The 19,668-nt window shown below is 58.2% G+C and carries 24 protein-coding genes; 9 read left to right on the forward strand and 15 right to left on the reverse strand.

Annotated features, from left to right (window positions below; translation table 11 throughout):
* Positions 1 to 35: 35 nt before the first annotated feature.
* Both fumC and ACFSAG_RS08225 read right to left on the reverse strand, forming a co-directional pair.
* Positions 36 to 1,427: a class II fumarate hydratase gene (fumC, locus tag ACFSAG_RS08220; RefSeq protein ID WP_381513381.1), complete on the reverse strand. Its 1,392-nt coding sequence runs from the start codon at positions 1,425 to 1,427 to the stop codon at positions 36 to 38.
* The gene (locus tag ACFSAG_RS08225; protein WP_374614693.1) at positions 1,424 to 1,897 is read right to left on the reverse strand and encodes an SspB family protein; all 474 of its coding nucleotides are present in this window, start codon (positions 1,895 to 1,897) and stop codon (positions 1,424 to 1,426) included. Before ACFSAG_RS08225 ends, fumC begins: the two co-directional genes overlap by 4 nt.
* Positions 1,898 to 2,001: 104 nt before the next feature.
* Between ACFSAG_RS08225 and hisB the strand changes: the two genes are divergently transcribed.
* The 4 genes from hisB (at position 2,002) to hisF (ending at position 4,833) form a co-directional block, all read left to right on the forward strand.
* A complete protein-coding gene (hisB, locus tag ACFSAG_RS08230; protein ID WP_381513383.1) occupies positions 2,002 to 2,595 on the forward strand; it encodes an imidazoleglycerol-phosphate dehydratase HisB in 594 nt (197 codons plus the stop codon).
* Positions 2,588 to 3,205, forward strand: coding sequence for an imidazole glycerol phosphate synthase subunit HisH (gene hisH, locus ACFSAG_RS08235; RefSeq protein ID WP_381513386.1), 618 nt, complete (start codon positions 2,588 to 2,590; stop codon positions 3,203 to 3,205). Before hisB ends, hisH begins: the two co-directional genes overlap by 8 nt.
* Before the next feature lie 13 nt (positions 3,206 to 3,218).
* Positions 3,219 to 3,947: a 1-(5-phosphoribosyl)-5-[(5-phosphoribosylamino)methylideneamino]imidazole-4-carboxamide isomerase gene (gene hisA, locus ACFSAG_RS08240; RefSeq protein ID WP_381513389.1), complete on the forward strand. Its 729-nt coding sequence runs from the start codon at positions 3,219 to 3,221 to the stop codon at positions 3,945 to 3,947.
* Positions 3,948 to 4,065: 118 nt separating this feature from the next.
* Positions 4,066 to 4,833 (forward strand): imidazole glycerol phosphate synthase subunit HisF, encoded by a 768-nt coding sequence (gene hisF, locus ACFSAG_RS08245; protein ID WP_381513392.1) that lies wholly within the window; start codon positions 4,066 to 4,068, stop codon positions 4,831 to 4,833.
* On the opposite strand, the gene ACFSAG_RS08250 is transcribed toward hisF, so the two are convergent.
* Genes ACFSAG_RS08250 through ACFSAG_RS08275 form a run of 6 tightly spaced genes read right to left on the reverse strand, consistent with a single transcriptional unit; the run spans position 4,834 to position 8,385 of the window.
* Positions 4,834 to 5,469, reverse strand: a complete 636-nt coding sequence (locus tag ACFSAG_RS08250; protein WP_381513395.1) for an NrsF family protein — start codon at positions 5,467 to 5,469, stop codon at positions 4,834 to 4,836.
* Between the two features lies 1 nt (position 5,470).
* Positions 5,471 to 5,965 (reverse strand): sigma-70 family RNA polymerase sigma factor, encoded by a 495-nt coding sequence (locus tag ACFSAG_RS08255; protein ID WP_381513398.1) that lies wholly within the window; start codon positions 5,963 to 5,965, stop codon positions 5,471 to 5,473.
* Between the two features lie 29 nt (positions 5,966 to 5,994).
* Positions 5,995 to 6,459, reverse strand: a complete 465-nt coding sequence (locus ACFSAG_RS08260) for a DoxX family protein (RefSeq protein ID WP_381513401.1) — start codon at positions 6,457 to 6,459, stop codon at positions 5,995 to 5,997.
* A 2-nt stretch (positions 6,460 to 6,461) separates the two neighbouring features.
* Positions 6,462 to 7,190: an HvfC/BufC family peptide modification chaperone gene (locus ACFSAG_RS08265; protein ID WP_381513403.1), complete on the reverse strand. Its 729-nt coding sequence runs from the start codon at positions 7,188 to 7,190 to the stop codon at positions 6,462 to 6,464.
* Positions 7,174 to 8,076, reverse strand: a complete 903-nt coding sequence (gene bufB / locus ACFSAG_RS08270; RefSeq protein WP_381513406.1) for an MNIO family bufferin maturase — start codon at positions 8,074 to 8,076, stop codon at positions 7,174 to 7,176. The genes ACFSAG_RS08265 and bufB overlap by 17 nt, the downstream gene beginning before the upstream one ends.
* Before the next feature lie 18 nt (positions 8,077 to 8,094).
* Positions 8,095 to 8,385, reverse strand: coding sequence for a BufA1 family periplasmic bufferin-type metallophore (locus tag ACFSAG_RS08275; RefSeq protein WP_381513408.1), 291 nt, complete (start codon positions 8,383 to 8,385; stop codon positions 8,095 to 8,097).
* Positions 8,386 to 8,657: 272 nt separating this feature from the next.
* Here ACFSAG_RS08275 and groES point away from each other — a divergent pair, with 272 nt between their 5' ends.
* The 3 genes from groES to ACFSAG_RS08290 all read left to right on the forward strand — a co-directional run bounded on the left by groES (position 8,658) and on the right by ACFSAG_RS08290 (position 11,263).
* Positions 8,658 to 8,945 (forward strand): co-chaperone GroES, encoded by a 288-nt coding sequence (gene groES, locus ACFSAG_RS08280; RefSeq protein WP_374615346.1) that lies wholly within the window; start codon positions 8,658 to 8,660, stop codon positions 8,943 to 8,945.
* A 32-nt stretch (positions 8,946 to 8,977) separates the two neighbouring features.
* Complete coding sequence (groL, locus tag ACFSAG_RS08285) at positions 8,978 to 10,621, forward strand: chaperonin GroEL (RefSeq protein WP_381513411.1); 1,644 nt, start codon at positions 8,978 to 8,980, stop codon at positions 10,619 to 10,621.
* 93 nt (positions 10,622 to 10,714) lie between these two features.
* Positions 10,715 to 11,263, forward strand: coding sequence for a pseudouridine synthase (locus ACFSAG_RS08290; protein ID WP_381513413.1), 549 nt, complete (start codon positions 10,715 to 10,717; stop codon positions 11,261 to 11,263).
* A gap of 3 nt (positions 11,264 to 11,266) precedes the next feature.
* On the opposite strand, the gene phoB is transcribed toward ACFSAG_RS08290, so the two are convergent.
* From phoB to ACFSAG_RS08325, 7 genes are all read right to left on the reverse strand, one after another.
* Entirely contained in the window at positions 11,267 to 11,950 is a 684-nt protein-coding gene (phoB, locus tag ACFSAG_RS08295) for a phosphate regulon transcriptional regulator PhoB (RefSeq protein ID WP_374614827.1), read from the reverse strand.
* Positions 11,947 to 12,642 carry a phosphate signaling complex protein PhoU gene (gene phoU, locus ACFSAG_RS08300; RefSeq protein WP_374614828.1) on the reverse strand — a complete coding sequence of 232 codons (696 nt, stop codon included), beginning with the start codon at positions 12,640 to 12,642 and terminating at the stop codon, positions 11,947 to 11,949. The genes phoB and phoU overlap by 4 nt, the downstream gene beginning before the upstream one ends.
* A 9-nt stretch (positions 12,643 to 12,651) precedes the next feature.
* Positions 12,652 to 13,422 carry a phosphate ABC transporter ATP-binding protein PstB gene (pstB, locus tag ACFSAG_RS08305; RefSeq protein ID WP_374614829.1) on the reverse strand — a complete coding sequence of 257 codons (771 nt, stop codon included), beginning with the start codon at positions 13,420 to 13,422 and terminating at the stop codon, positions 12,652 to 12,654.
* A 4-nt stretch (positions 13,423 to 13,426) separates the two neighbouring features.
* Positions 13,427 to 14,308 (reverse strand): phosphate ABC transporter permease PstA, encoded by an 882-nt coding sequence (gene pstA / locus ACFSAG_RS08310; protein ID WP_381513418.1) that lies wholly within the window; start codon positions 14,306 to 14,308, stop codon positions 13,427 to 13,429.
* Positions 14,301 to 15,683 (reverse strand): phosphate ABC transporter permease subunit PstC, encoded by a 1,383-nt coding sequence (gene pstC, locus ACFSAG_RS08315; protein WP_381513421.1) that lies wholly within the window; start codon positions 15,681 to 15,683, stop codon positions 14,301 to 14,303. The genes pstA and pstC overlap by 8 nt, the downstream gene beginning before the upstream one ends.
* Before the next feature lie 18 nt (positions 15,684 to 15,701).
* Positions 15,702 to 16,751 carry a substrate-binding domain-containing protein gene (locus ACFSAG_RS08320; protein ID WP_381513424.1) on the reverse strand — a complete coding sequence of 350 codons (1,050 nt, stop codon included), beginning with the start codon at positions 16,749 to 16,751 and terminating at the stop codon, positions 15,702 to 15,704.
* A gap of 65 nt (positions 16,752 to 16,816) precedes the next feature.
* Positions 16,817 to 17,806 (reverse strand): sensor histidine kinase, encoded by a 990-nt coding sequence (locus ACFSAG_RS08325; protein WP_381513427.1) that lies wholly within the window; start codon positions 17,804 to 17,806, stop codon positions 16,817 to 16,819.
* A 188-nt stretch (positions 17,807 to 17,994) separates the two neighbouring features.
* On the opposite strand from ACFSAG_RS08325, the gene ACFSAG_RS08330 reads away from it, so the two are divergent.
* Positions 17,995 to 18,639: a DUF47 domain-containing protein gene (locus ACFSAG_RS08330; protein WP_374614834.1), complete on the forward strand. Its 645-nt coding sequence runs from the start codon at positions 17,995 to 17,997 to the stop codon at positions 18,637 to 18,639.
* Between the two features lie 14 nt (positions 18,640 to 18,653).
* Positions 18,654 to 19,664, forward strand: coding sequence for an inorganic phosphate transporter (locus ACFSAG_RS08335; protein ID WP_381513430.1), 1,011 nt, complete (start codon positions 18,654 to 18,656; stop codon positions 19,662 to 19,664).
* The last annotated feature ends 4 nt before the right edge of the window (positions 19,665 to 19,668 follow it).

The following is a 19,668-nucleotide window of genomic DNA, read 5'->3' on the forward strand; positions in this document are numbered from 1 at the left end:
GGATAACTCCTTTTTCCACAGGGTGGTGTGGATAATTACACCATGTCTTCCGGCCTGACATGGGCATCGAAAGTCGCCTCGTCAACCAGTCCGAGCGTCAGCGCGGATTGCTTCAGCGTCAGGCCGTTCTGGTGCGCGTGCTTGGCGATCTTGGCGGCATTGTCATAGCCGATTATCGGTGCCAGCGCGGTGACGAGCATCAGCGAACGGTCGACCAGTTCCGCAATACGTTCCCGATTGGGTTCCAGCCCGTCGATGCAGTTCTTCGCAAAAGTCTCCATGCCGATGCTGAGCAATTCGATTGAGCGCAGCACATTGGCACCAATCAGCGGCTTGAACACATTCAGCTCAAGGTGCCCCTGCATCCCGCCCACCGTCACCGCCTGATGGTTGCCGATCACCTGCGCCGCGACCATGGTCAGCATCTCGCACTGGGTGGGGTTCACCTTGCCAGGCATGATCGAGCTGCCGGGTTCGTTTTCGGGCAGATTGAGTTCGCCAAGGCCCGAGCGCGGGCCTGAGCCGAGCAGGCGAATGTCGTTGGCGATCTTGGTCAGGCTGACGGCGAGGGTATTGAGTTGGCCATGGAACGATACCAGCCCGTCATGCGTGGCGAGCGCCTCAAACTTGTTTTGCGCGGGGGCGAAAGCAATGCCCGTCGCCTTCGTCACCTCTGCCGCGATGGCGGAATCGAAACCCTGCGGAGCATTGAGACCCGTTCCCACTGCTGTGCCGCCCTGCGCCAGTTTTTGCACATTGTGCAGCACCGCACCTTCGATGCGGTTTTTCGCGGCGATCAACTGCGCAACATAAGCTGAAAATTCCTGCCCCAATGTCAGCGGGGTCGCATCTTGCATATGGGTGCGGCCAATCTTGACGATGTCGACCCAGGCCTTTGCCCTTTGCGCGAGTGCATCAGTCAAACGGTCAATCGCGGGTAGCAGCTCTCGGTGCGTAGCGATTGCGACCGCGATATGCATGGCAGTCGGGAAACTGTCATTGGATGACTGGCCCATATTGACGTGGTCATTGGGGTGCACCGGCGACTTGCCGCCGCGCACACCCGTCAACGCCTCATTGGCGATGCCAGCAATCACCTCATTGACGTTCATGTTCGATTGCGTGCCGCTGCCCGTCTGCCAGATGGTCAGCGGAAACTGGTCGTCATGTTTTCCGGTAAGGATGGCATCGGCTGCCGCGACGATTGCATCTGCAACCTCTGCCGACATCGCCCCTGAGGCTTTATGCGTCATAGCCGCGGCGCGTTTGACATGGGCGAGGCCGTAAACAATCCCCAGCGGCATCCGCTCCTGCGGCGGAAACGGGAAATTGCCGATGCTGCGCTGGGTTTGTGCGCCCCAATAGTCCTCGGCAGGAACATCTATAGGGCCGAAACTGTCGCTTTCGCTGCGGGTTGCCCCGGTCACTTCTTGCGTCCGAAATCCACTGTAACGACGTTCGAGCCGTCTTCCTGCTCGATGGTCGGTCCGTCATTTTCGGCCTGTTCGTGCGGCTCGGGGCCGGATTCGGCGTCGACATGGAATTGCAGCGCGAAATCAACTGCCGGATCGACAAAGGCAGTAATCGCCGAAAAGGGAATATGCAGATGCGCAGGAACCTGGCTGAATGACAGGCCTACTTCGAAATAATCCTCACCCACCTTCAGGTCCCAATATTTGTGCTGCATCACGATGGTCATTTCATCGGGGAAACGCTCCATCAGGTGGACCGGGATATTCACACCGGCCGCGCGGGTCTTGAAGGTAATGTAGAAATGATGGTCGCCGGGCAGGCCGCTGACCGCGACTTCGCCCAACACGCGCCCCACCACCGCACGCAGGGCTTCCTGCACGACATCGTCATAGGGAATCAGGCTGTCTGGGGCGTCGTCGCTCATGCGCGCCTTGGTGGACTGACCGCGCGTTGAAATCAAGTTGAACTTTAGCCCAAGATAGGCGCACAGGCTTGCACTTGGCCATTATCGGCCTATAGCGCACAGCCATGCGCACCGCCTCGATAAACCGGAACACCAAGGAAACCGAAATTGCGGTCGAGGTGAATCTCGACGGCACCGGCCAATATGACATTTCGACCGGGATCGGCTTTCTCGATCATATGATCGAACAGTTTTCGCGCCATTCGATGATCGACATCAATTGCCGCATCAAAGGTGACTTGCATGTCGACCAGCACCACACCGCTGAGGACAGCGCCATCGCCATAGGGCAGGCGATTGCAAAGGCGCTCGGCGATAAGGGCGGGATCATGCGCTATGGCAGTGCTTATTCGCCGATGGACGAAACCTTGAGCCGCGTTGCGCTCGACATTTCGGGCCGCCCCTATTTCGTCTGGAAGGCTGGTTTCACGCAGGAGCGGCTGGGCGAGATGGATACCGAGTTGTTCGAGCACTGGTTCCACTCGATCGCCGATGCGGTGGGGCTGACGCTGCATATCGAGCTTCTTTACGGCAAGAATAACCACCATATCGCCGAGAGCATCTACAAGGGCTTTGCCCGTGCGATGCGGCAGGCGGTGGAAATCGATCCGCGCAAGGGCGGGGCGATCCCCTCGACCAAGGGGATATTAGGTGGCTGAGCGCGTCGCGCTGATCGACTATGGCGCGGGCAATCTCCAATCGGTTCGAAACGCGCTGAAGGCGGCGGGGGCGGCGGATATTGCTGTGACCGCTGACCCCGATGTCGTCGCCGGTGCGGAGCGCATTGTTCTCCCCGGCGTTGGCGCCTTTGCCCATTGCATGGATGGCGTTTCGGGTATCGACGGTATGATCGCAGCGTTGGAGCAGCGCGTGCTGCGCGATGCAGCGCCGTTTTTGGGTATATGCGTCGGTATGCAATTGCTCGCGGATGAAGGCGTGGAGCATGGCAGCACCAAGGGGCTGGGCTGGATCGGCGGCACGGTGCGCGCGATTGAACCTGCGCCGGGCCTGAAGGTTCCGCATATGGGCTGGAACGATGTTACCCTGCATGGTGCGCATCCAGTGGTGGAGACCGGGGAGGCCTATTTCCTGCACGGCTATCATTTCGACGCCGCCGATAAGGCGAATGTGCTGGCAACGACCGACCATGGCGGCCCGCGTGTGGCGGCGGTGGCAAAGGACAATATCCTTGGGGTGCAATTCCATCCTGAGAAGAGCCAGAGCTATGGCATAGCGATGCTGGCGCGCTTTCTGGAGTGGCGCCCATGAAGAAGGATTTGGCATGATCGTTTTCCCCGCCATCGACCTTAAAGGCGGCCAGGTCGTTCGACTTGCCGAAGGCGATATGGACCGCGCGACCGTCTATGCCGACGATCCGGCGGCGCAGGCGCTGCTCTTCGCAGAGGCTGGTGCGGAGCATTTGCATGTTGTCGACCTTGATGGTGCGTTCGCAGGCAAGCCCGAAAATGCCGAGGCAGTCGAATACATCATCGAGAATTTCCCCGGCTATGTGCAGTTGGGCGGTGGCATCCGCAACCGCGAGACGGTCGAGCGCTGGTTCGATCTGGGCGTTGCGCGACTGGTGATCGGCACAGCTGCGCTCAAAGACCCGCAATTCGTCAGGGATATGGCGCGCGAGTTCGAAAATGGCATCGTCGTTGCGGTCGATGCGCGCGACGGTTTTGTCGCCACCGAAGGCTGGGCCGAGAAATCGGACATGCCGGTTATCGATCTTGCCCGCCGGTTTGAGGATGCGGGCGTTGCCAGCCTGCTTTTCACCGATGTTGGGCGCGACGGAATGCTCACCGGCTGCAATATCGACGCGACGGTCGACCTCGCGCGCGCGGTAGATATTCCGGTGATCGCCAGCGGCGGAGTGAAAGGAATTGATGAAATCCACGTTCTCAGCCTGCACGCGCAGGACGGGATTGAGGGCGTGATTACCGGTCGGGCGATTTACGATGGCCGCCTCGATCTGGCGACGGCGATTGCGATAGCGAACCGGGCATGATGGTCGGAACGGACAATGTCCCCCTCCCGCGAGCGGGAGGGGTTAGGGGAGGGCCTGAAAACGGTCCTTTCCATGTCTGGCCCTCCCCCGACCCCTCCCGCTCGCGGGAGGGGGGAATATGACCGTCCGCATCCGTGTTATTCCCTGCCTCGATGTTGCCAATGGCCGCGTGGTCAAAGGAGTCAATTTCGTTGACCTGAAGGACGCTGGCGATCCGGTCGAGCAGGCCAAGGCATATGACGAGGCGGGCGCGGACGAGCTGTGCTTCCTTGATATCACCGCCAGCCATGAAGGGCGTGACACGATCCTCGATGTCGTGCGCCGCACCGCAGAGGTCTGTTTCATGCCGCTGACCGTCGGTGGCGGGGTACGGAGAAGCGAAGATGCGCGGGCGTTGTTGCTGGCCGGGGCAGACAAGGTTGCGGTGAACAGCGCGGCTGTCGCACGGCCCGAGGTTGTGGCCGATATCGCCGAGCGTTTCGGCAGCCAGTGCGTCGTCGCCTCGGTCGATGCCAAGCGCTGGTCCGACGGCCGCGATGGGTGGGAGATTTTCACTCATGGCGGGCGCAAGCCGACCGGCATCGACGCTGTCGAACATGCACTGAAGCTTGCCGAACTGGGGGCAGGTGAACTGCTGGTCACAAGCATGGACCGTGACGGCACCAAGATCGGCTTCGACCTCGAACTCACGCGCACCATCGCCGATGCTGTCGACATTCCCGTTATCGCCAGCGGCGGGGTGGGGACGCTCGATCATCTGGTCGAAGGCGTGACCAAGGGCCATGCCAGCGCGGTGCTGGCGGCCTCAATCTTCCACTTTGGCACTTACAGCATAGCGGAAGCTCACGCTGCTCTGCGCGCAGCAGGGCTGCCAGCGCGCGGCTGATTACCAGCGGATCAGCCGCGGCACGATCAGCCGGCCGAGCAACGCGCAAACGCCCACGGCGAGTGAATACCAGACGCCGATATAGACCACATCGTTGAATGGGCAGTGCAGGCCATAGGCAAAAGCGCCCAGCCCGCCTGCGGCAACACCCGTCAGCCATCCAGCGCGTTCGGGGTTGGTCGGCGCGCCGCGACGCAATGAAAGCACCATCGGAATCGCTGTCGCCAAACCGCCAATGCCGCTGAAAGCCATGCAATCGAGCCCGTAGCGCATGTTGGACATGGCGACTTCGACCCGTCCGGTCATCGCGATGACCAGCGCGGCCAACGGGAATAATGCGGCTGCTGCCAGCGCCATCTTCCACGATTGCCCGTGCTTGCCGACGGCAGGGCTAGCCATGCTGAGCACCGCCCAGCCGCATCCGCCGCCAAGCAGCAGGAGCAGGCCTGCCCGGATCAGGAACATCGGCTCCGGATCGCCTGCCATCACATCGGCGCGCATGCCCTTTGACAATATGATCAGCGCAGCCGCCGCGGCTAGAATTGCGCCCACCGATGCAATCGCGCGCACCATGTTGAACGGACGCACCGGTTCCAGATCGTGGACCAGATCGTCCAGGCTAAATCCCTGTTTCATTTCACTCACTCTCGACAAGTGCGGAAAGTCTTTTCAATCCGCGATGTATGTTCACTTTGACCAACGCTTCGGACTGGCCGGTGCGCTGGCAGGTTTCTGCGATGCTCAATCCCTCGATTTTCATGCAGCGGATCGCGTCGGATTGGCTGGTAGGAATCAGGTCGAGCAAACGGTCGATGCTGATCTTGGCTGCAACCACTTCTTCATGGCTATCCTCGGATGGATCGTGGTTGCCGATTGAATCGGCTTCATTTCGGTATGCCTGCCGTAGCCGGTCAACCCAGCGATAGCGCGCGATAGCGGCAAGCCAGGGCAGGAAAGGTCGGGAGGGATCATAGCTCGCTCTTTTGCGATGAAGCGACATCAGCGTTTCCTGCACCAGATCGTCGATCGCGTCGGGTGCAATTTTCTGTCGGTAATAGCGCGCCAACCAGGCACCACATTGTTCAAGGAGGATTGCATAGGCCTGTTTGTCACCGCCTTGCGACAGGCGCATCAGGCGTCGCAACCCCTCCTCATTGGCAATCATGCGCGGCGACCTGTAAGCAATGCGTCAACCGACAGGCGGCCACCCCCGCGCACGATCAGCACCAGCGCGACCGCAACCCACATGCTGTGCACCGGCCACCATGCGTCGGGGAAAACGAAAATCTGGATGACCATTGTCATCCCCAGCAATGCCAACGCCGAAAGGCGTGTGAAAAGTCCGAAAACCAGCAGGATAGGAAGGGCATGCTCGGCATAGGTTGTAAGATAGGCCGCAAAATCGCTGGGTAACAGAGGAACCTTGTTGAACGGATCTTCGTTGAAAAGCGTCAGCGTACTGTCGCTCACCGAAAGCAGGCTGCCTTCCTCGACCTTGGTTCGGCCCGACCGCCAGAAAATGCCGGCCAGCGCAATGCGGACAAACAACAGCGCCAGCGATTCAGGGAGTTTTCCGGAAACAATCGCGACGGCGCGGTCATAGCTTTGGGTCAGGGCCTGCAACATATCTACTCCATGGCTATCAGCGCACCGGCGCCGATCAAATTCAGTACCGGCCCGATAGGGTCGGCTTCATGGCCATGTTCGCAAGCGAGGGATAAAAGGTTACCGATTGAAACCGGCGACGACATTTTTTCGATTAGCAAAGTACCGGCTGCATCGAGGGCCAACAATCGCACCTCGGCCTCAGGCCGGGCGATCAGGATCGATGCGGGATTGCCGTCAACTGCCAGCTCTGCCAGCGATTGGACTAAGGGCGCCTGCAACCGGCGCAGTCGAACAGCAGGATGCAGCGCAACCTTGAAGTCCAGCAGCAAACTTTCATCGAGCCTAGCAAGCCGGTCCAGCCCAATCGGCATAGCATCTGTGGCATGAAAACTTTCGAGCCAGGCCCATTCGATTGCGGCTAGGTCGATCATGGCTGCGGCGATTTCACATCGCTCCAGAAATGCGACAAAGCCTTTGCCAATATCGTTGAGGTCGAACGCACGGGCAGCCGGCGTCTCGACATATTCGCGCGATAGCAAATTGAATGCACTATTGCCCAACTCGAGGTGCAGCATCGGGAAGCTTTGTTCGAGTGCGACGAGGCGGGCATGGCTTATCGTGTTCGCATGCGCCTTCAGCCCCAGAATTATGCGATCCGCATCGCCGACAAATAGAGCGGGATCGAGCGCCGATGGCCCTTCGTTGATGGTGCCAACAAAGTTGCGCTGGGCTTCAAGCAGCGACGGCATCGTGCCGCTCCAGCGCTCTATCGAGTATCGCCTGTGCCTTGTGCGCCTCGGCCATGTAGACTGGATAGGCCGGGGTGTTCGTGTCCCATTCGATCAATGTGGGTTTTGGTCCATGATTCGAGACAAATTCGGCAAACAGCGTCCATGCAAGGTCGCCGACCGGGCTGCCATGATCGTCGATATATAGTGGACCACTGTCATGAAGTTCGGTGGCATGGCCGGCTAGATGAATTTCACCCACCCAATCCGGATCGACCTGCGCAAACCACGCGCCCGGATTTCCGCCCAGATTGCCCGTTGAGACCACCACATTGTTGATATCGAGCAGCAGGCCGCAACCTGTTTTGGCGATCAAATGCGCGAGGAATTCGGGCTCCGAATAGTCATTGTCCGCATAAGCGACATAGCAGGATGGGTTTTCGATCAGCATCTGCCGACCCAAACGCTGCTGGACGCGATCCACCTGCGCCGAAAAATGGTCAAGCGCTTCGAATGTGTAGGGAATGGGAAGCAGGTCGGCGAAGCGATCATGCGCATTGCCGCTGAAACTCAAATGGTCGGAAACCATTGCGGGTTGATATCGGTCGCACAATGCTGCCAGGCGGTCGAGCTGGTCGGCTATCAGGCCATCGGCACTGCCGAGCGACAAACCGACCGAGTGGAAACTGAGGGGATAGCGTTCGGCGACTGCAGACAGCCATCGGTGTGGCGGCCCCCCTTCGCAGAAATAGTTTTGCGGATGGACCTCGACCCATGCCGGGGGGTGCATGATCGGGTCGACATTCAAAATGATATCATAATGCTGGGGTTTTAGCCCGATTCCCGCTTTGGGGGAGAGGGTAGAGAACGGTGCCTGATAGCTGCCAGCGTTTGTCAATTGGTCCATCCGCAAAAACTCGGGCGATTACTTCTTCGCTACCGGCTTGGCGTTGCCGGCATGCGCGGTCAGCGTACCGCCCATTTTCACGCAGCTGCCCTTGGCAACATGCTTCCAGGCATTGCCCTGATAATCGACGGTCGAGGTGCCGGCGCAGCTGGTGCCCGGGCCGGCAGCACAATCATTCTTGCCCTTTAGCGCCACACCAAAGCATTTTTCCTGCGCAGGCTTGGCAGCAGTTGCCGGAGCAGTCGCGATCGAGGCTGCGGCGGAAAGAGCGGCTGCAGCGGCAGCAATTTTCAAAACGGATGCAGTCATAAATCCTCCAACTATTCAACATAAGAATGGAGCCAGGGGGCTGGCGTAGAGAGCGCCAAACAGGCGTCTCGACAGGAGGTTCGGGGCAAAGCGCCGCAAAGTTACCGACGGCGCAAAATTTTTTCTCTCACCGGTGCTTGACGCAACCGGCATAATCCCTATCTGGGCCCCGTTAGCACTCGATAAAGGTGAGTGCTAATAGTGTTTCAGGCGCGTGGGGGTGCGCCACTGGGTTTCCCCTTGCGTCATCAACCATAAAAGGAAGGCATGTCATGAAATTTCGTCCGTTGCATGACCGCGTCCTCGTCCGTCGCGTCGAGGCCGAAGCAAAAACCGCTGGCGGGATCATCATCCCCGACAGCGCTCAAGAAAAGCCGCAAGAAGGCGAAATCGTCGCCGCTGGCGAAGGCGCCTACAATGAAGATGGCGACCGCATCAAGCTGGACGTCAAAGTCGGCGACAAGATCCTGTTCGGCAAGTGGTCGGGCACCGAAGTCAAGATCGACGGCGAAGACCTGCTGATCATGAAAGAATCGGACATTCTCGGAATCATCGGCTGATTTCAGCTGCATATATTTGAAGGAACAAAATCATGGCTGCAAAAGACGTGAAATTTGGCCGCGATGCGCGTGAACGCATCCTGCGCGGCGTTGATATCCTCGCCGATGCGGTGAAGGTTACCTTGGGTCCCAAGGGTCGCAATGTCGTTATCGACAAGAGCTTTGGCGCACCGCGCATCACCAAGGACGGTGTTTCGGTCGCCAAGGAAATCGAACTGAAGGACAAGTTCGAGAACATGGGCGCCCAGATGCTGCGCGAAGTTGCCTCCAAGGCCAACGACGCTGCTGGTGACGGCACCACCACTGCAACCGTTCTGGCCCAGGCGATCGTTCGCGAAGGCATGAAGTCGGTTGCTGCGGGCATGAACCCGATGGACCTGAAGCGTGGTATCGACCAGGCAGTCAATGTTGTTGTCGAAGACCTGAAAAAGCGTTCGAACCCGGTCAAGGGCTCGGAAGAAATCGCACAGGTCGGCATCATCTCTGCCAATGGCGACCGTGAAGTCGGCGAAAAAATCGCCGAAGCCATGGAAAAGGTCGGCAAGGAAGGCGTCATCACCGTCGAAGAAGCCAAAGGCCTCGAGTTCGAACTCGATGTTGTCGAAGGCATGCAGTTCGACCGTGGTTACCTCTCGCCCTACTTCATCACCAACACCGAAAAGATGTCGGTCGAGCTGGATAACCCCTATATCCTGATCCACGAGAAGAAGCTTTCGAACCTGCAGGCAATGCTGCCGATCCTCGAAGCTGTCGTGCAGTCAGGTCGTCCGCTTCTCATCATCGCGGAAGACGTCGAAGGCGAAGCGCTTGCTACCCTCGTCGTCAACAAGCTGCGTGGTGGCCTGAAGATCGCTGCCGTCAAGGCTCCGGGCTTCGGCGATCGTCGCAAGGCGATGCTCGAAGACATCGCGATCCTGACCAAGGGCGAAATGATCAGCGAAGATCTGGGCATCAAGCTTGAGTCGGTTACGCTCGGCATGCTCGGCCAAGCCAAGCGCGTTTCGATCGACAAGGACAACACCACCATCGTCGACGGTGCGGGTGAAGCCGATGCGATCAAGGCTCGCGTCGAAGCGATCCGTGCGCAGATCGAAACCACCACCAGCGATTATGACCGTGAAAAGCTGCAAGAACGCCTTGCAAAGCTTGCTGGCGGCGTTGCCGTGATCAAGGTTGGCGGTGCGACTGAAGTCGAAGTGAAGGAGCGTAAGGACCGCGTCGATGACGCCCTGCACGCTACCCGCGCAGCTGTCGAAGAAGGCATCGTCCCCGGCGGCGGTACCGCTCTGCTATATGCAACCAAGGCGCTTGACGGCCTCAAGGGTGCAAATGACGACCAGACACGCGGTATCGACATCATCCGCAAGGCGATCCTCGCTCCGATCCGCCAGATTGCTGAAAATGCCGGCCATGACGGTGCGGTCGTTTCGGGCAACCTGCTGCGCGAAGGCGATGAAACCCAGGGCTTCAACGCTGCAACCGACACTTACGAAAACCTCGTAAAGTCGGGCGTTATCGATCCGACCAAGGTTGTTCGCACCGCACTGCAGGATGCTGCATCGGTCGCCGGCCTGCTGATCACCACCGAAGCAACCATCGCGGATGCTCCGGAAGACAAGGCCCCGGCTATGCCGATGGGCGGTGGCATGGGCGGCATGGGCGGCATGGACTTCTAAGTCCGTCGTTCAGCACCAGCTGAAACATCGAAGGCCGGTGGGGAGACCCGCCGGCCTTTCCTATTTGGGCATAGCTGCTAGACCGATGCCACCATGTCGCGCCTGATATTGTTCAACAAACCTTTTGGTGTTCTCTCACAGTTTACCGATCGCGGCAGCGATGGTGTGCGGGAGACGCTATCGGATTATATCCAGGTGCCTGGGGTATATCCGGCGGGGCGACTTGATCGCGATAGCGAGGGACTGCTGCTGCTCACCGACGATGGAAGGCTGCAGGCACGCATCGCCGATCCAAGGCACAAGATGCCCAAAAGCTATCTGGTGCAGGTCGAGGGCGAGATCGACGATGCCGCTTTGGATCGCCTCTGCAAAGGTGTGATGCTGAAAGACGGGATGACGAAGCCAGCCAAAGCCGAACGGATTGACCATCCGCAGCTATGGCAACGCGATCCGCCGGTGCGCTTTCGCAAATCGGTGCCCGATTGCTGGATCAAACTGACCATCAGCGAGGGACGAAATCGCCAAGTGCGACGGATGACAGCAGCGGTCGGTTTTCCGACGCTGCGTTTGGTGCGTTGGTCGATCGGCGATTGGACAGTCGAAGGTCTGGCACCTGGCGAGTGGCGCGAAATCCGCGTTTAGCTTTCAGCTGTCCAATGCGTATCCGACCGAACGGATTGTGCGGATCGGGTCTTCCCTGCCTGGCATTTCGATGGCGCTGCGCAAACGGCGGATATGCACATCTACCGTGCGCAATTCGATGTCACTGTCATGCCCCCAAACTGCGTCGAGCAACTGGCTGCGCGATTGGGCGCGGCCCGGCCGTTCCATGAAATGGCGTAGCAAACGGAATTCGGTCGGGCCGAGGGCGATCTGAACGCCATCGCGTTTTACCCGCACAGCAACCGGATCAAGCTCCAGATCGCCAACCACCAACGTGCTGCCAGTTATTGCAGGACGTGTGCGGCGCAATACCGCCTCGACGCGGGCGCGCAATTCACGCGGAGAAAAGGGTTTGGTGACATAGTCATCGGCGCCGGTTTCAAGCCCGCGGATACGGTCCTCTTCCTCGCCACGTGCTGTCAGCATGATGATCGGGATCGATGCCGTTTCCTTGCGTTTGCGCAGGCGACGGCAAACCTCGATGCCCGGCAGTTGTTCGATCATCCAATCGAGGATGACTATGTCGGGTCCGAACTCCTCGGCAATCAGCAATGCTTCTTCGCCATCGGCGGTCTGTTCGACGGCAAATCCCGCGCTCTCGAACGTCCAAGACAGAAGTTCGGCGAGCGCAGGCTCATCCTCAACTATCAGGATTTTCGGCGTCATGCGTCGTCTTCGACGCGCACCGCGCCGCTGCGATCGGTGAAATAGCGACCCGTTGCCGCATAATAGACCATCTCCGCGACATTGGTGGCATGGTCGCCAATACGCTCCAGGTTGCGCGCGATGAACAGCAGATGCGCCGCGGTGCTGATCGTCGCCGGATTTTCCATCATGTGCGAAACGAGATTGCGGAACAGGCTGTTGTAGAAGTTGTCGAGTTTTTCGTCACGCGCGATCACTTCGACAGCCAGATGGGAATCGCGCGATGCGTAAGCGTTGAGAACATCCCGAACCATGCCCTGCGCAATTTCTGCCATCGCCGGGATCAGCGTCAAAGGTTCGATCGATCCTTTCGCGCCCATATCGCCAACACGCTTGGCGATGTTCTTTGCATAGTCGCCGATACGTTCGACAACGCCTGAGATTTTAAGCGCCGCGATCACGTCACGCAGGTCGTCTGCCATTGGCGCGCGCAAGGCGATGATGCGAATGGCGAGTTGGTCGACTTCGGCTTCGAGAGCATCAAGCTTTGCGTCCGATGCAACCACAAGCTTGGCCTTGGCCTCATCGCGGTTGACGAGCGCGTCGATGGCATCGGCGATCGCCACTTCGGCGAGCCCGCCCATTTCGGCAATCAGGCCGCGCAGCTTGCTGATATCTTCGTCGAATGCCTTGACGGTATGGTTTTCTGCCATGTCGGGTCCTTATCCGTAACGACCGGTTATATAGTCTTTGGTGCGCTCTTCGCGCGGATTGGTGAAGATCGTCGATGTTTCGCCATATTCTACCATCGAACCGAGGTGGAAAAAGGCGGTGCGTTGTGAAACGCGGGCGGCCTGTTGCATCGAGTGGGTGACGATGACGATGGCATAACGGCCCTTCAACTCGTCAATCAGTTCCTCGATGCGCGCCGTCGCGATCGGATCGAGCGCAGAGCAAGGCTCGTCCATCAGGATGACTTCGGGGCTAACGGCAATGGCGCGTGCGATGCAGAGTCGTTGCTGCTGGCCGCCGGAAAGCGCAGTGCCTGCATCGGCAAGGCGATCTTTCACTTCGTCCCACAGGCCGGCGCGGCGCAGCGATTTTTCTACAATGGCGTCCATGTCCGCCTTGGTGGCAGCAAGGCCATGGATGCGCGGGCCGTAAGCGACATTTTCGTAGATTGATTTGGGGAACGGATTGGGCTTCTGGAACACCATCCCGACGCGTGCGCGCAGCTGAACCACATCCATCCCGCTCGAATAAATGTCTTCGCCGTCAAGCTTGATTTCGCCCTCGATCCGGCAGCCGGCAATCGTATCGTTCATGCGGTTCAACGTCCGCAGGAACGTCGATTTGCCGCAGCCCGAAGGGCCGATGAACGCGGTGACATGTTCGGTCGCAATGTCGATCGAGACATCGCGGATCGCTTGCTTCTCGCCGTAAAAGACGTTCACGCCGCGGGTGGAGATTTTGAGATTGGAGTTTTCAGACATGATCCTACCAGCGAGTCTCGAATTTGTTGCGAAGATAGATAGCGATGCCGTTCATGGCGATAAGCACGAACAACAGCACAATGATGGCGGCTGAGGTATTCTGTACGAAGCCCTGATCGACTTCATCCGACCACAGGAAAATCTGCATCGGGAGTACCGATGACGGATCCGTGACCCCACCCGGAGGCGTCGAGACGAACGCACGCATACCGATCATCAGCAAAGGTGCTGTTTCGCCGAGCGCGCGTGCCATGCCGATGATGGTGCCGGTCAAAATGCCGGGAAGTGCCAGCGGCAATACATGGTGGAAAACCGTTTGAACCTTGCTCGCTCCAACCGCCAGCGCCGCATCTCGGATCGATGGGGGCACAGCCTTGATGGCGTTGCGCCCGGCGATGACGATGACAGGCATCGTCATCAGCGCCAGCGTCATGCCGCCAACCAGTGGTGAGGAACGCGGCAGGTGCATCACTTGGATGAAAACTGCGAGACCGAGCAGGCCGAAGATGATCGAAGGAACCGCGGCAAGATTGTTGATCGACACTTCGACCCAATCGACCCAGCGCGAACGTGGCGCGAATTCTTCCAGATATATGGCCGCCAGCACACCCATCGGAAATGCCAGTGCCAAGGTGACGAGCATCGTAAGGATGGAGCCTTTGACAGCACTCCACACGCCGGCATTGGCTGGATCGGTTGAATCCGAACCCGACAGGAATGCCCAGTCGAGCCCAGATATGCCGTTCTTCAGCATGGTGAATAGCAGAACGGCAAGGAAGGACATCGACAGAACGATGGCGACCAGGCCCAGCGCCTTGAAGCGACGTTCGGCGGCGTAACGCTTTTTCAGCCGGGCCGAGGCTTCGGGGGATTGCCAGTTACTCATACGCCTCCCGGAAGCGCTTCACGACGCGCAGTGCAACAATGTTGAGGATGAGGGTCACGATGAACAGCACTAGGCCAAGTGCGAATGCAGACAAGGTGGTCGGGTGGTCGAAGCTGCCTTCGCCGGTGAGCAGGGCGGCGATCTGATAGGTCACCGTCGTCATGCGCTCGAACGGATTGGCTGAAAGGTTCGCCGAAGCACCGGCGGCCATGTAGACGATCATGGTTTCACCAATGGCGCGGCTGATTGCGAGCATCACACCGGCAACGATGCCGGGCAGTGCGGCGGGTATAAGTACCTTCTTGATTGTTTCCGAAGTGGTCGCGCCCATTGCGAGCGAACCATCGCGCATCGCCTGCGGTACGGCGGCAATGCTGTCATCCGCCATTGAAGAAACGAACGGAATGATCATCACGCCCATTACCAAGCCAGCCGCCAAGGCGCTTTCGGTCGACGCGTTGGTGATGCCGACGGCCATGGCAAGATCGCGGATGAATGGTGCAGCGGTAAGCGCCGCGAAATAACCATATACCACGGTCGGGATACCGGCGAGAATTTCGAGCATCGGCTTCAGAATACTGCGCGCTCGCGGGCTGGCATACTGGGTCAGATAAATCGCGCTCATCAGGCCAAAGGGAATGGCCACCAGCATCGCGATCACAGCACCGATGAAGAAGGTGCCCCAGAACAAGGGAACCGCGCCAAGATCGTCACCCATATCTGACGTGGCAGAGGCCATGGTATCGGGCGTCCAGTTGGTTCCGAACAGGAAATCGATGGGGCTGACCATCGAGAAAAAGCGTGCCGATTCAAAAATCAACGAGGCGATGATGCCAACCGTTGTGACGATTGCGACGAACGAAGCCAGCAGCAAGGCGCCAAGCACGATCCGCTCGATACGGGTGCGTGCGGGGAAGCCTGCTTTAACGCGGGTATATCCAAATGCACCGCCTGCTAGCGCAGCGATGATCGACAATACCGCCCCCATCCAGCCGAATTTCGATTGCGCTGCTGCAATAACGGGGGCGAGCTGCTGCGCGATGGGATCAGAAACAAAAGCGTTGGGGTTCTGCGCCAATGCAAATGCTTCGTTCAGAACCGTATCGCGTTCGAAATCAAATGCTGGCAACGCCGCGGCGGCAGGATCCGCAAGGATCGCGCCTTGCACCAATCCGGGCGAAATGAAGGTCCACAACCATGCGACAAGCAGGGCTGGAACCACGGTCCAGATGGCGGCATACAACCCATAATGACCCGGCAGGGCGAGCTTAAGCTTCCCGGCAACCGGCGCAAAATGGGCTGATCGGGCACGTGACATGGCCCAGGCGATAACGCCCAGGCCAATCACGCTGATCAAGAGAAATGTTATCGGCATTGCCCCCGACTTTCCGGCTTATTTAAGGCCGCTTGCGTCCATCAACGTCATCTTTGCGACGACGTCGGCATTCTTCGTGCGAACATCCTCAGGCGCAACAACCATGCCCTTGGCCTTCAGATAACCATCGGCTCCCCAGGCTTTTGAGAATTCGTTCAGGAACGGCGCAAGTGACTTGATCGCCTTCACATGTGCAGCCTTCACATAAAGATAGAGCGGGCGGGCACCAGGATAGGAGAAATCCGAAACGCTTTCATATGTGGGCATCACGCCCGACATCGGGATGCCTTTAATCTTCGACATATTCTCTTCAAGGAAGGAGAAGCCGAAGATGCCGATGGACTTCGGGTTTGCCGCGATCTTCTGGACGATAAGATTGTCATTCTCGCCCTGTTCGACAAAGGCGCCGTCGGTGCGAACCTTGGTGCACAGATCCTTATGCTTGTCCTTGTCGCTATCCTTGAGGGCTTTCATCGCAGGGTCGGCTTCGCATCCCTTGGTCAGGATCAATTCGGCCAATGCATCGCGAGTGCCCGAGGTGGACGGCGGACCATAAACCAGAATGGGGATGGCGGGCAGGGCCGGGTTCACATCGCTCCAATTCTTCGCAGTCTGCGGCTTGCCATAAGGCGTGGCGGCAAGTGCCTTGTACACGTCTTCCGGTGTCAGTTTCATTTCCGGGCCATTGGTGGCTTCGGCAAAAGCAATGCCGTCCAGACCGACCTGCACTTCGACAATGTCCTTCACGCCATTTTTGACGCAATCTTCATATTCGGATTTCTTCATGCGGCGCGATGCCATTTCAATATCGGGGTGTTGCGAACCCACGCCACCGCAGAACAGCTTCATGCCCGCGCCGGTGCCGGTCGACTCGATTACCGGCGATTTCATGTCAGGGTTTGCCTTCGAAGTTGCTTCGGCAACTGCAGTGGCAAAAGGATAAACTGTGGAGGAGCCCACAACGCGCAGGAAATCGCGGGTATCATTGCTACCCGAGCCGCCTCCGCCGCATGCCGATACAGTAAGTGCAGTGGCCGATGCCAGTGCTACAAAAGCCCATTTACGCATTGCAAGAACCTTTCAACTCTATGACTGGCCTGCCAAATGCGACAATCATGTTACAGTTTTGAGACTCATCCCGATTTCATTTGTGGAAGCATGATCGTCGCGGTGGTTCCTTCGCCAGGTCGGCTGCTGATATCGAAACGGCCGCGATGCCGTTCGACAACATGTTTGACGATCGCAAGGCCAAGCCCGGTACCGCCTGCCGCCCGACTCCGCCCTGTATCGGCGCGGTAGAAACGCTCGGTCAAACGGGGCAGGTGTTCAGGGGCAATTCCCTCACCATGATCGGTGATGCTCAAGGTAAGCCATCCCCGATCGCTCGCCTCGAGCTGCACCAAAACGCCTTTTTCCGATCCACCATATTTTTCGGCATTGTCGACGAGATTGCGGACGACCTGGGCAAGTTGACCATGATCGCCTGTGACGACAGCACTATCGGTATTGGCGTCAAACCGGATTTCCACTTCGTGCGGTCGCTCGCCAATCACCTCCCGGCATAGGCTGACCATTTCAATCTCGTCCGATGGTACTTCGTGGCGCACTGCCTCAATCCGCGACAATGACATCAAATCCGATACCAGTGATTGCATCCGCGTCGCTTCGCGCTTGATGATGTCCAGGAAACGTTGGCGGGTGGCTGCATCTTCCCCGGCTTTAGGATCTGAAAGGGTCTCAACATAGCCTAGTATCGCCGTTAGGGGCGTGCGCAATTCGTGGCTCGCATTGGCAACGAAATCGGCATGGGCCCGTGCGACGCTCACCTGTACCGATTGATCCTGCAGTGAAATCAGACGCATATTATCTGCCAATGGGCTGCAAACCATTTCCCAAACACTTCCACGCACCGACAGGCCGGTAACCTTGGCGCGGCCACCTTCGGGCGACTTGATCAAGGCGAGCGCTTCGGGATCGCGCAGGGCGATGCGGATATCCTGTTGCTCGATATGGTTGCCCAACAGCGCTTGCGCCGCCGCATTGGCAAAATTCACGCGCTCACCCTGCACAAGCAGAATGGGTATTTCGATCAACGACAGTAACTGTTTCGCATTTTCGGCCATTTCGCCATTCTAGCCAAGTGCAGGATTACCTCAATCGCGAAGTGCGCCGATGTGAAGATTGCCTCGCTGCAAAATAATCATCGCGGCTCGCAGTTAGTGTTACAGTTTTATGACAATAACATTACAGCCAAACGACACAGCAAGAGGGCGATTCGCGCTCCGACAAATTTCGGCGTTCAGGGGGAAACATGTTCGCTTGGTTTCAAAAGTTGTTGCCGCGCACCGGCAATTTTTTCGAGCAGTTCGAGGCACATGGCAAAACCATCGTGGCCAGTTCGCAGGCTTTGGCAAAGCTTGTGCGAGGCGGGCCGGATATTGCCATCCATATCAAGACGATCGAGGATGAAGAGCATAAGGCTGACGATATCATCCGCGAAGTCTTGCAGGATGTGCGCCGGATATTCCTGACACCCTTCGATAGAGGTGCGATCACGGCCCTGATTGGCGTGATGGACGATGCTGTCGACCAGATGCAGCAGACTGCAGGTGCGGCCGAACTTTATGACGTGACGACGTTTACGCCCGAAATGGTGGGGATGGCGGATATCATTGTCGAGGCTTCGGCGATTATCGACCAGGCCCTTCCTCTGCTGCGAGACGTTACGGGCAACGCGAAGCAACTGCATGAACTGACCGCGCGCCTCGTCAAGCTGGAGGGTGACGCAGACAAACTGAACTTCACCGGTCTGCGCAAGGCATTTCAGGAACATGGCAAATCCGATCCGACACAATTCGTGGTCGTGAACGAGATTTACCGCCACCTCGAAAAGGTCTGTGACAAGTTTGAGGATGTCGCCAACCAGATTGACGGTCTCGTCATCGATCACGCCTGAGCCGGGAGGCCCAAATGGAACTCGCCTTTCCGCTACTCGTCGGCTTGATCATATTGGCGCTTCTGTTCGACTTTTTGAACGGCTTGCATGACGCCGCCAACTCGATCGCGACAATTGTTTCGACCAAATTGCTGAAGCCGTTTCACGCGGTGATGTTTGCGGCATTTTTCAACTTTGCGGCTTACTTCCTGACGCTTTATTTCCCGTGGCTACACAAGGTGGCTGACACGATCGGAAAAGGCCTGATCGACAAGGACCTTGTCACGCCGGCGGTGGTTTTCGGCGCTTTGTGCGGGGCGATGTTCTGGAACATCCTGACCTGGATAAAAGGTATTCCGTCCTCATCATCGCATGCATTGGTGGGCGGCCTGATCGGATCGGGCGTCGCGGCCAACGGTTTTGGTGCGGTGCAATGGGCAGGGCTCAACAAGACTGTCGTCTTCATCTTCCTCTCGCCGACGCTGGGCATGATCCTGGCGATGCTGGTTATGCTCGGCAGCTCCTGGGTTCTCCGAAATGCACAAGCAAGCAGGGCCGAAGGCGGGATGAAGGTGATGCACATCATATCGTCTGCCGCTTATTCGCTCAGCCATGGATTGAACGACGCTCAAAAGACGATGGGTATCATTGCGGTGCTGCTCTATTCGACCGGATATCTGAAGGGCGAATTCCATGTCCCGCACTGGGTGGCGATCAGTTGCTATATTGCGATAGGCCTTGGAACAGCGTGCGGTGGGTGGAAGATCATCGAAACGATGGGAACCAAGATCACAAAGCTCTCGCAGCACCAGGGTTTCAGCGCGTCGTTGGGCGGTTCGATCATGCTGTTTACCGCGTCTGCGCTGGGAATCCCTGTGTCGACAACGCACACCATTACCGGTGCGGTTATTGGTGCCGGCACGGCGCGCAGAGCTTCGGCGGTGCGCTGGGGGGTTGCAAGCAATTTGCTGACAGCTTGGATATTGACGGTGCCGGCTTCGGCGGCCGTCGGCGCAAGTTTTTATCTGCTCACGCGGTTGTTCTGACCGC

The organism is Sphingorhabdus buctiana (assembly GCF_042680825.1).
Lineage (GTDB): Bacteria > Pseudomonadota > Alphaproteobacteria > Sphingomonadales > Sphingomonadaceae > Sphingorhabdus_B > Sphingorhabdus_B buctiana.

Bases quoted from the DNA above. Each gene is read 5' to 3' on its own strand.
- ACFSAG_RS08335 (WP_381513430.1), top strand. From the start codon at position 18,654: ATGGAACTCGCCTTTCCGCTACTCGTCGGCTTGATCATATTGGCGCTT.
- phoU (WP_374614828.1), bottom strand. From the start codon at position 12,642: ATGGCAGAAAACCATACCGTCAAGGCATTCGACGAAGATATCAGCAAG.
- phoB (WP_374614827.1), bottom strand. From the start codon at position 11,950: ATGACGCCGAAAATCCTGATAGTTGAGGATGAGCCTGCGCTCGCCGAA.
- ACFSAG_RS08325 (WP_381513427.1), bottom strand. From the start codon at position 17,806: ATGGCCGAAAATGCGAAACAGTTACTGTCGTTGATCGAAATACCCATT.
- ACFSAG_RS08260 (WP_381513401.1), bottom strand. From the start codon at position 6,459: ATGTTGCAGGCCCTGACCCAAAGCTATGACCGCGCCGTCGCGATTGTT.
- hisA (WP_381513389.1), top strand. From the start codon at position 3,219: ATGATCGTTTTCCCCGCCATCGACCTTAAAGGCGGCCAGGTCGTTCGA.
- hisF (WP_381513392.1), top strand. From the start codon at position 4,066: ATGACCGTCCGCATCCGTGTTATTCCCTGCCTCGATGTTGCCAATGGC.
- ACFSAG_RS08265 (WP_381513403.1), bottom strand. From the start codon at position 7,190: ATGCCGTCGCTGCTTGAAGCCCAGCGCAACTTTGTTGGCACCATCAAC.
- ACFSAG_RS08290 (WP_381513413.1), top strand. From the start codon at position 10,715: ATGTCGCGCCTGATATTGTTCAACAAACCTTTTGGTGTTCTCTCACAG.
- pstA (WP_381513418.1), bottom strand. From the start codon at position 14,308: ATGAGTAACTGGCAATCCCCCGAAGCCTCGGCCCGGCTGAAAAAGCGT.
- ACFSAG_RS08225 (WP_374614693.1), bottom strand. From the start codon at position 1,897: ATGAGCGACGACGCCCCAGACAGCCTGATTCCCTATGACGATGTCGTG.
- pstB (WP_374614829.1), bottom strand. From the start codon at position 13,422: ATGTCTGAAAACTCCAATCTCAAAATCTCCACCCGCGGCGTGAACGTC.
- ACFSAG_RS08330 (WP_374614834.1), top strand. From the start codon at position 17,995: ATGTTCGCTTGGTTTCAAAAGTTGTTGCCGCGCACCGGCAATTTTTTC.
- ACFSAG_RS08250 (WP_381513395.1), bottom strand. From the start codon at position 5,469: ATGAAACAGGGATTTAGCCTGGACGATCTGGTCCACGATCTGGAACCG.
- ACFSAG_RS08275 (WP_381513408.1), bottom strand. From the start codon at position 8,385: ATGACTGCATCCGTTTTGAAAATTGCTGCCGCTGCAGCCGCTCTTTCC.
- ACFSAG_RS08320 (WP_381513424.1), bottom strand. From the start codon at position 16,751: ATGCGTAAATGGGCTTTTGTAGCACTGGCATCGGCCACTGCACTTACT.
- groL (WP_381513411.1), top strand. From the start codon at position 8,978: ATGGCTGCAAAAGACGTGAAATTTGGCCGCGATGCGCGTGAACGCATC.
- ACFSAG_RS08255 (WP_381513398.1), bottom strand. From the start codon at position 5,965: ATGCGCCTGTCGCAAGGCGGTGACAAACAGGCCTATGCAATCCTCCTT.
- bufB (WP_381513406.1), bottom strand. From the start codon at position 8,076: ATGGACCAATTGACAAACGCTGGCAGCTATCAGGCACCGTTCTCTACC.
- groES (WP_374615346.1), top strand. From the start codon at position 8,658: ATGAAATTTCGTCCGTTGCATGACCGCGTCCTCGTCCGTCGCGTCGAG.
- pstC (WP_381513421.1), bottom strand. From the start codon at position 15,683: ATGCCGATAACATTTCTCTTGATCAGCGTGATTGGCCTGGGCGTTATC.
- hisB (WP_381513383.1), top strand. From the start codon at position 2,002: ATGCGCACCGCCTCGATAAACCGGAACACCAAGGAAACCGAAATTGCG.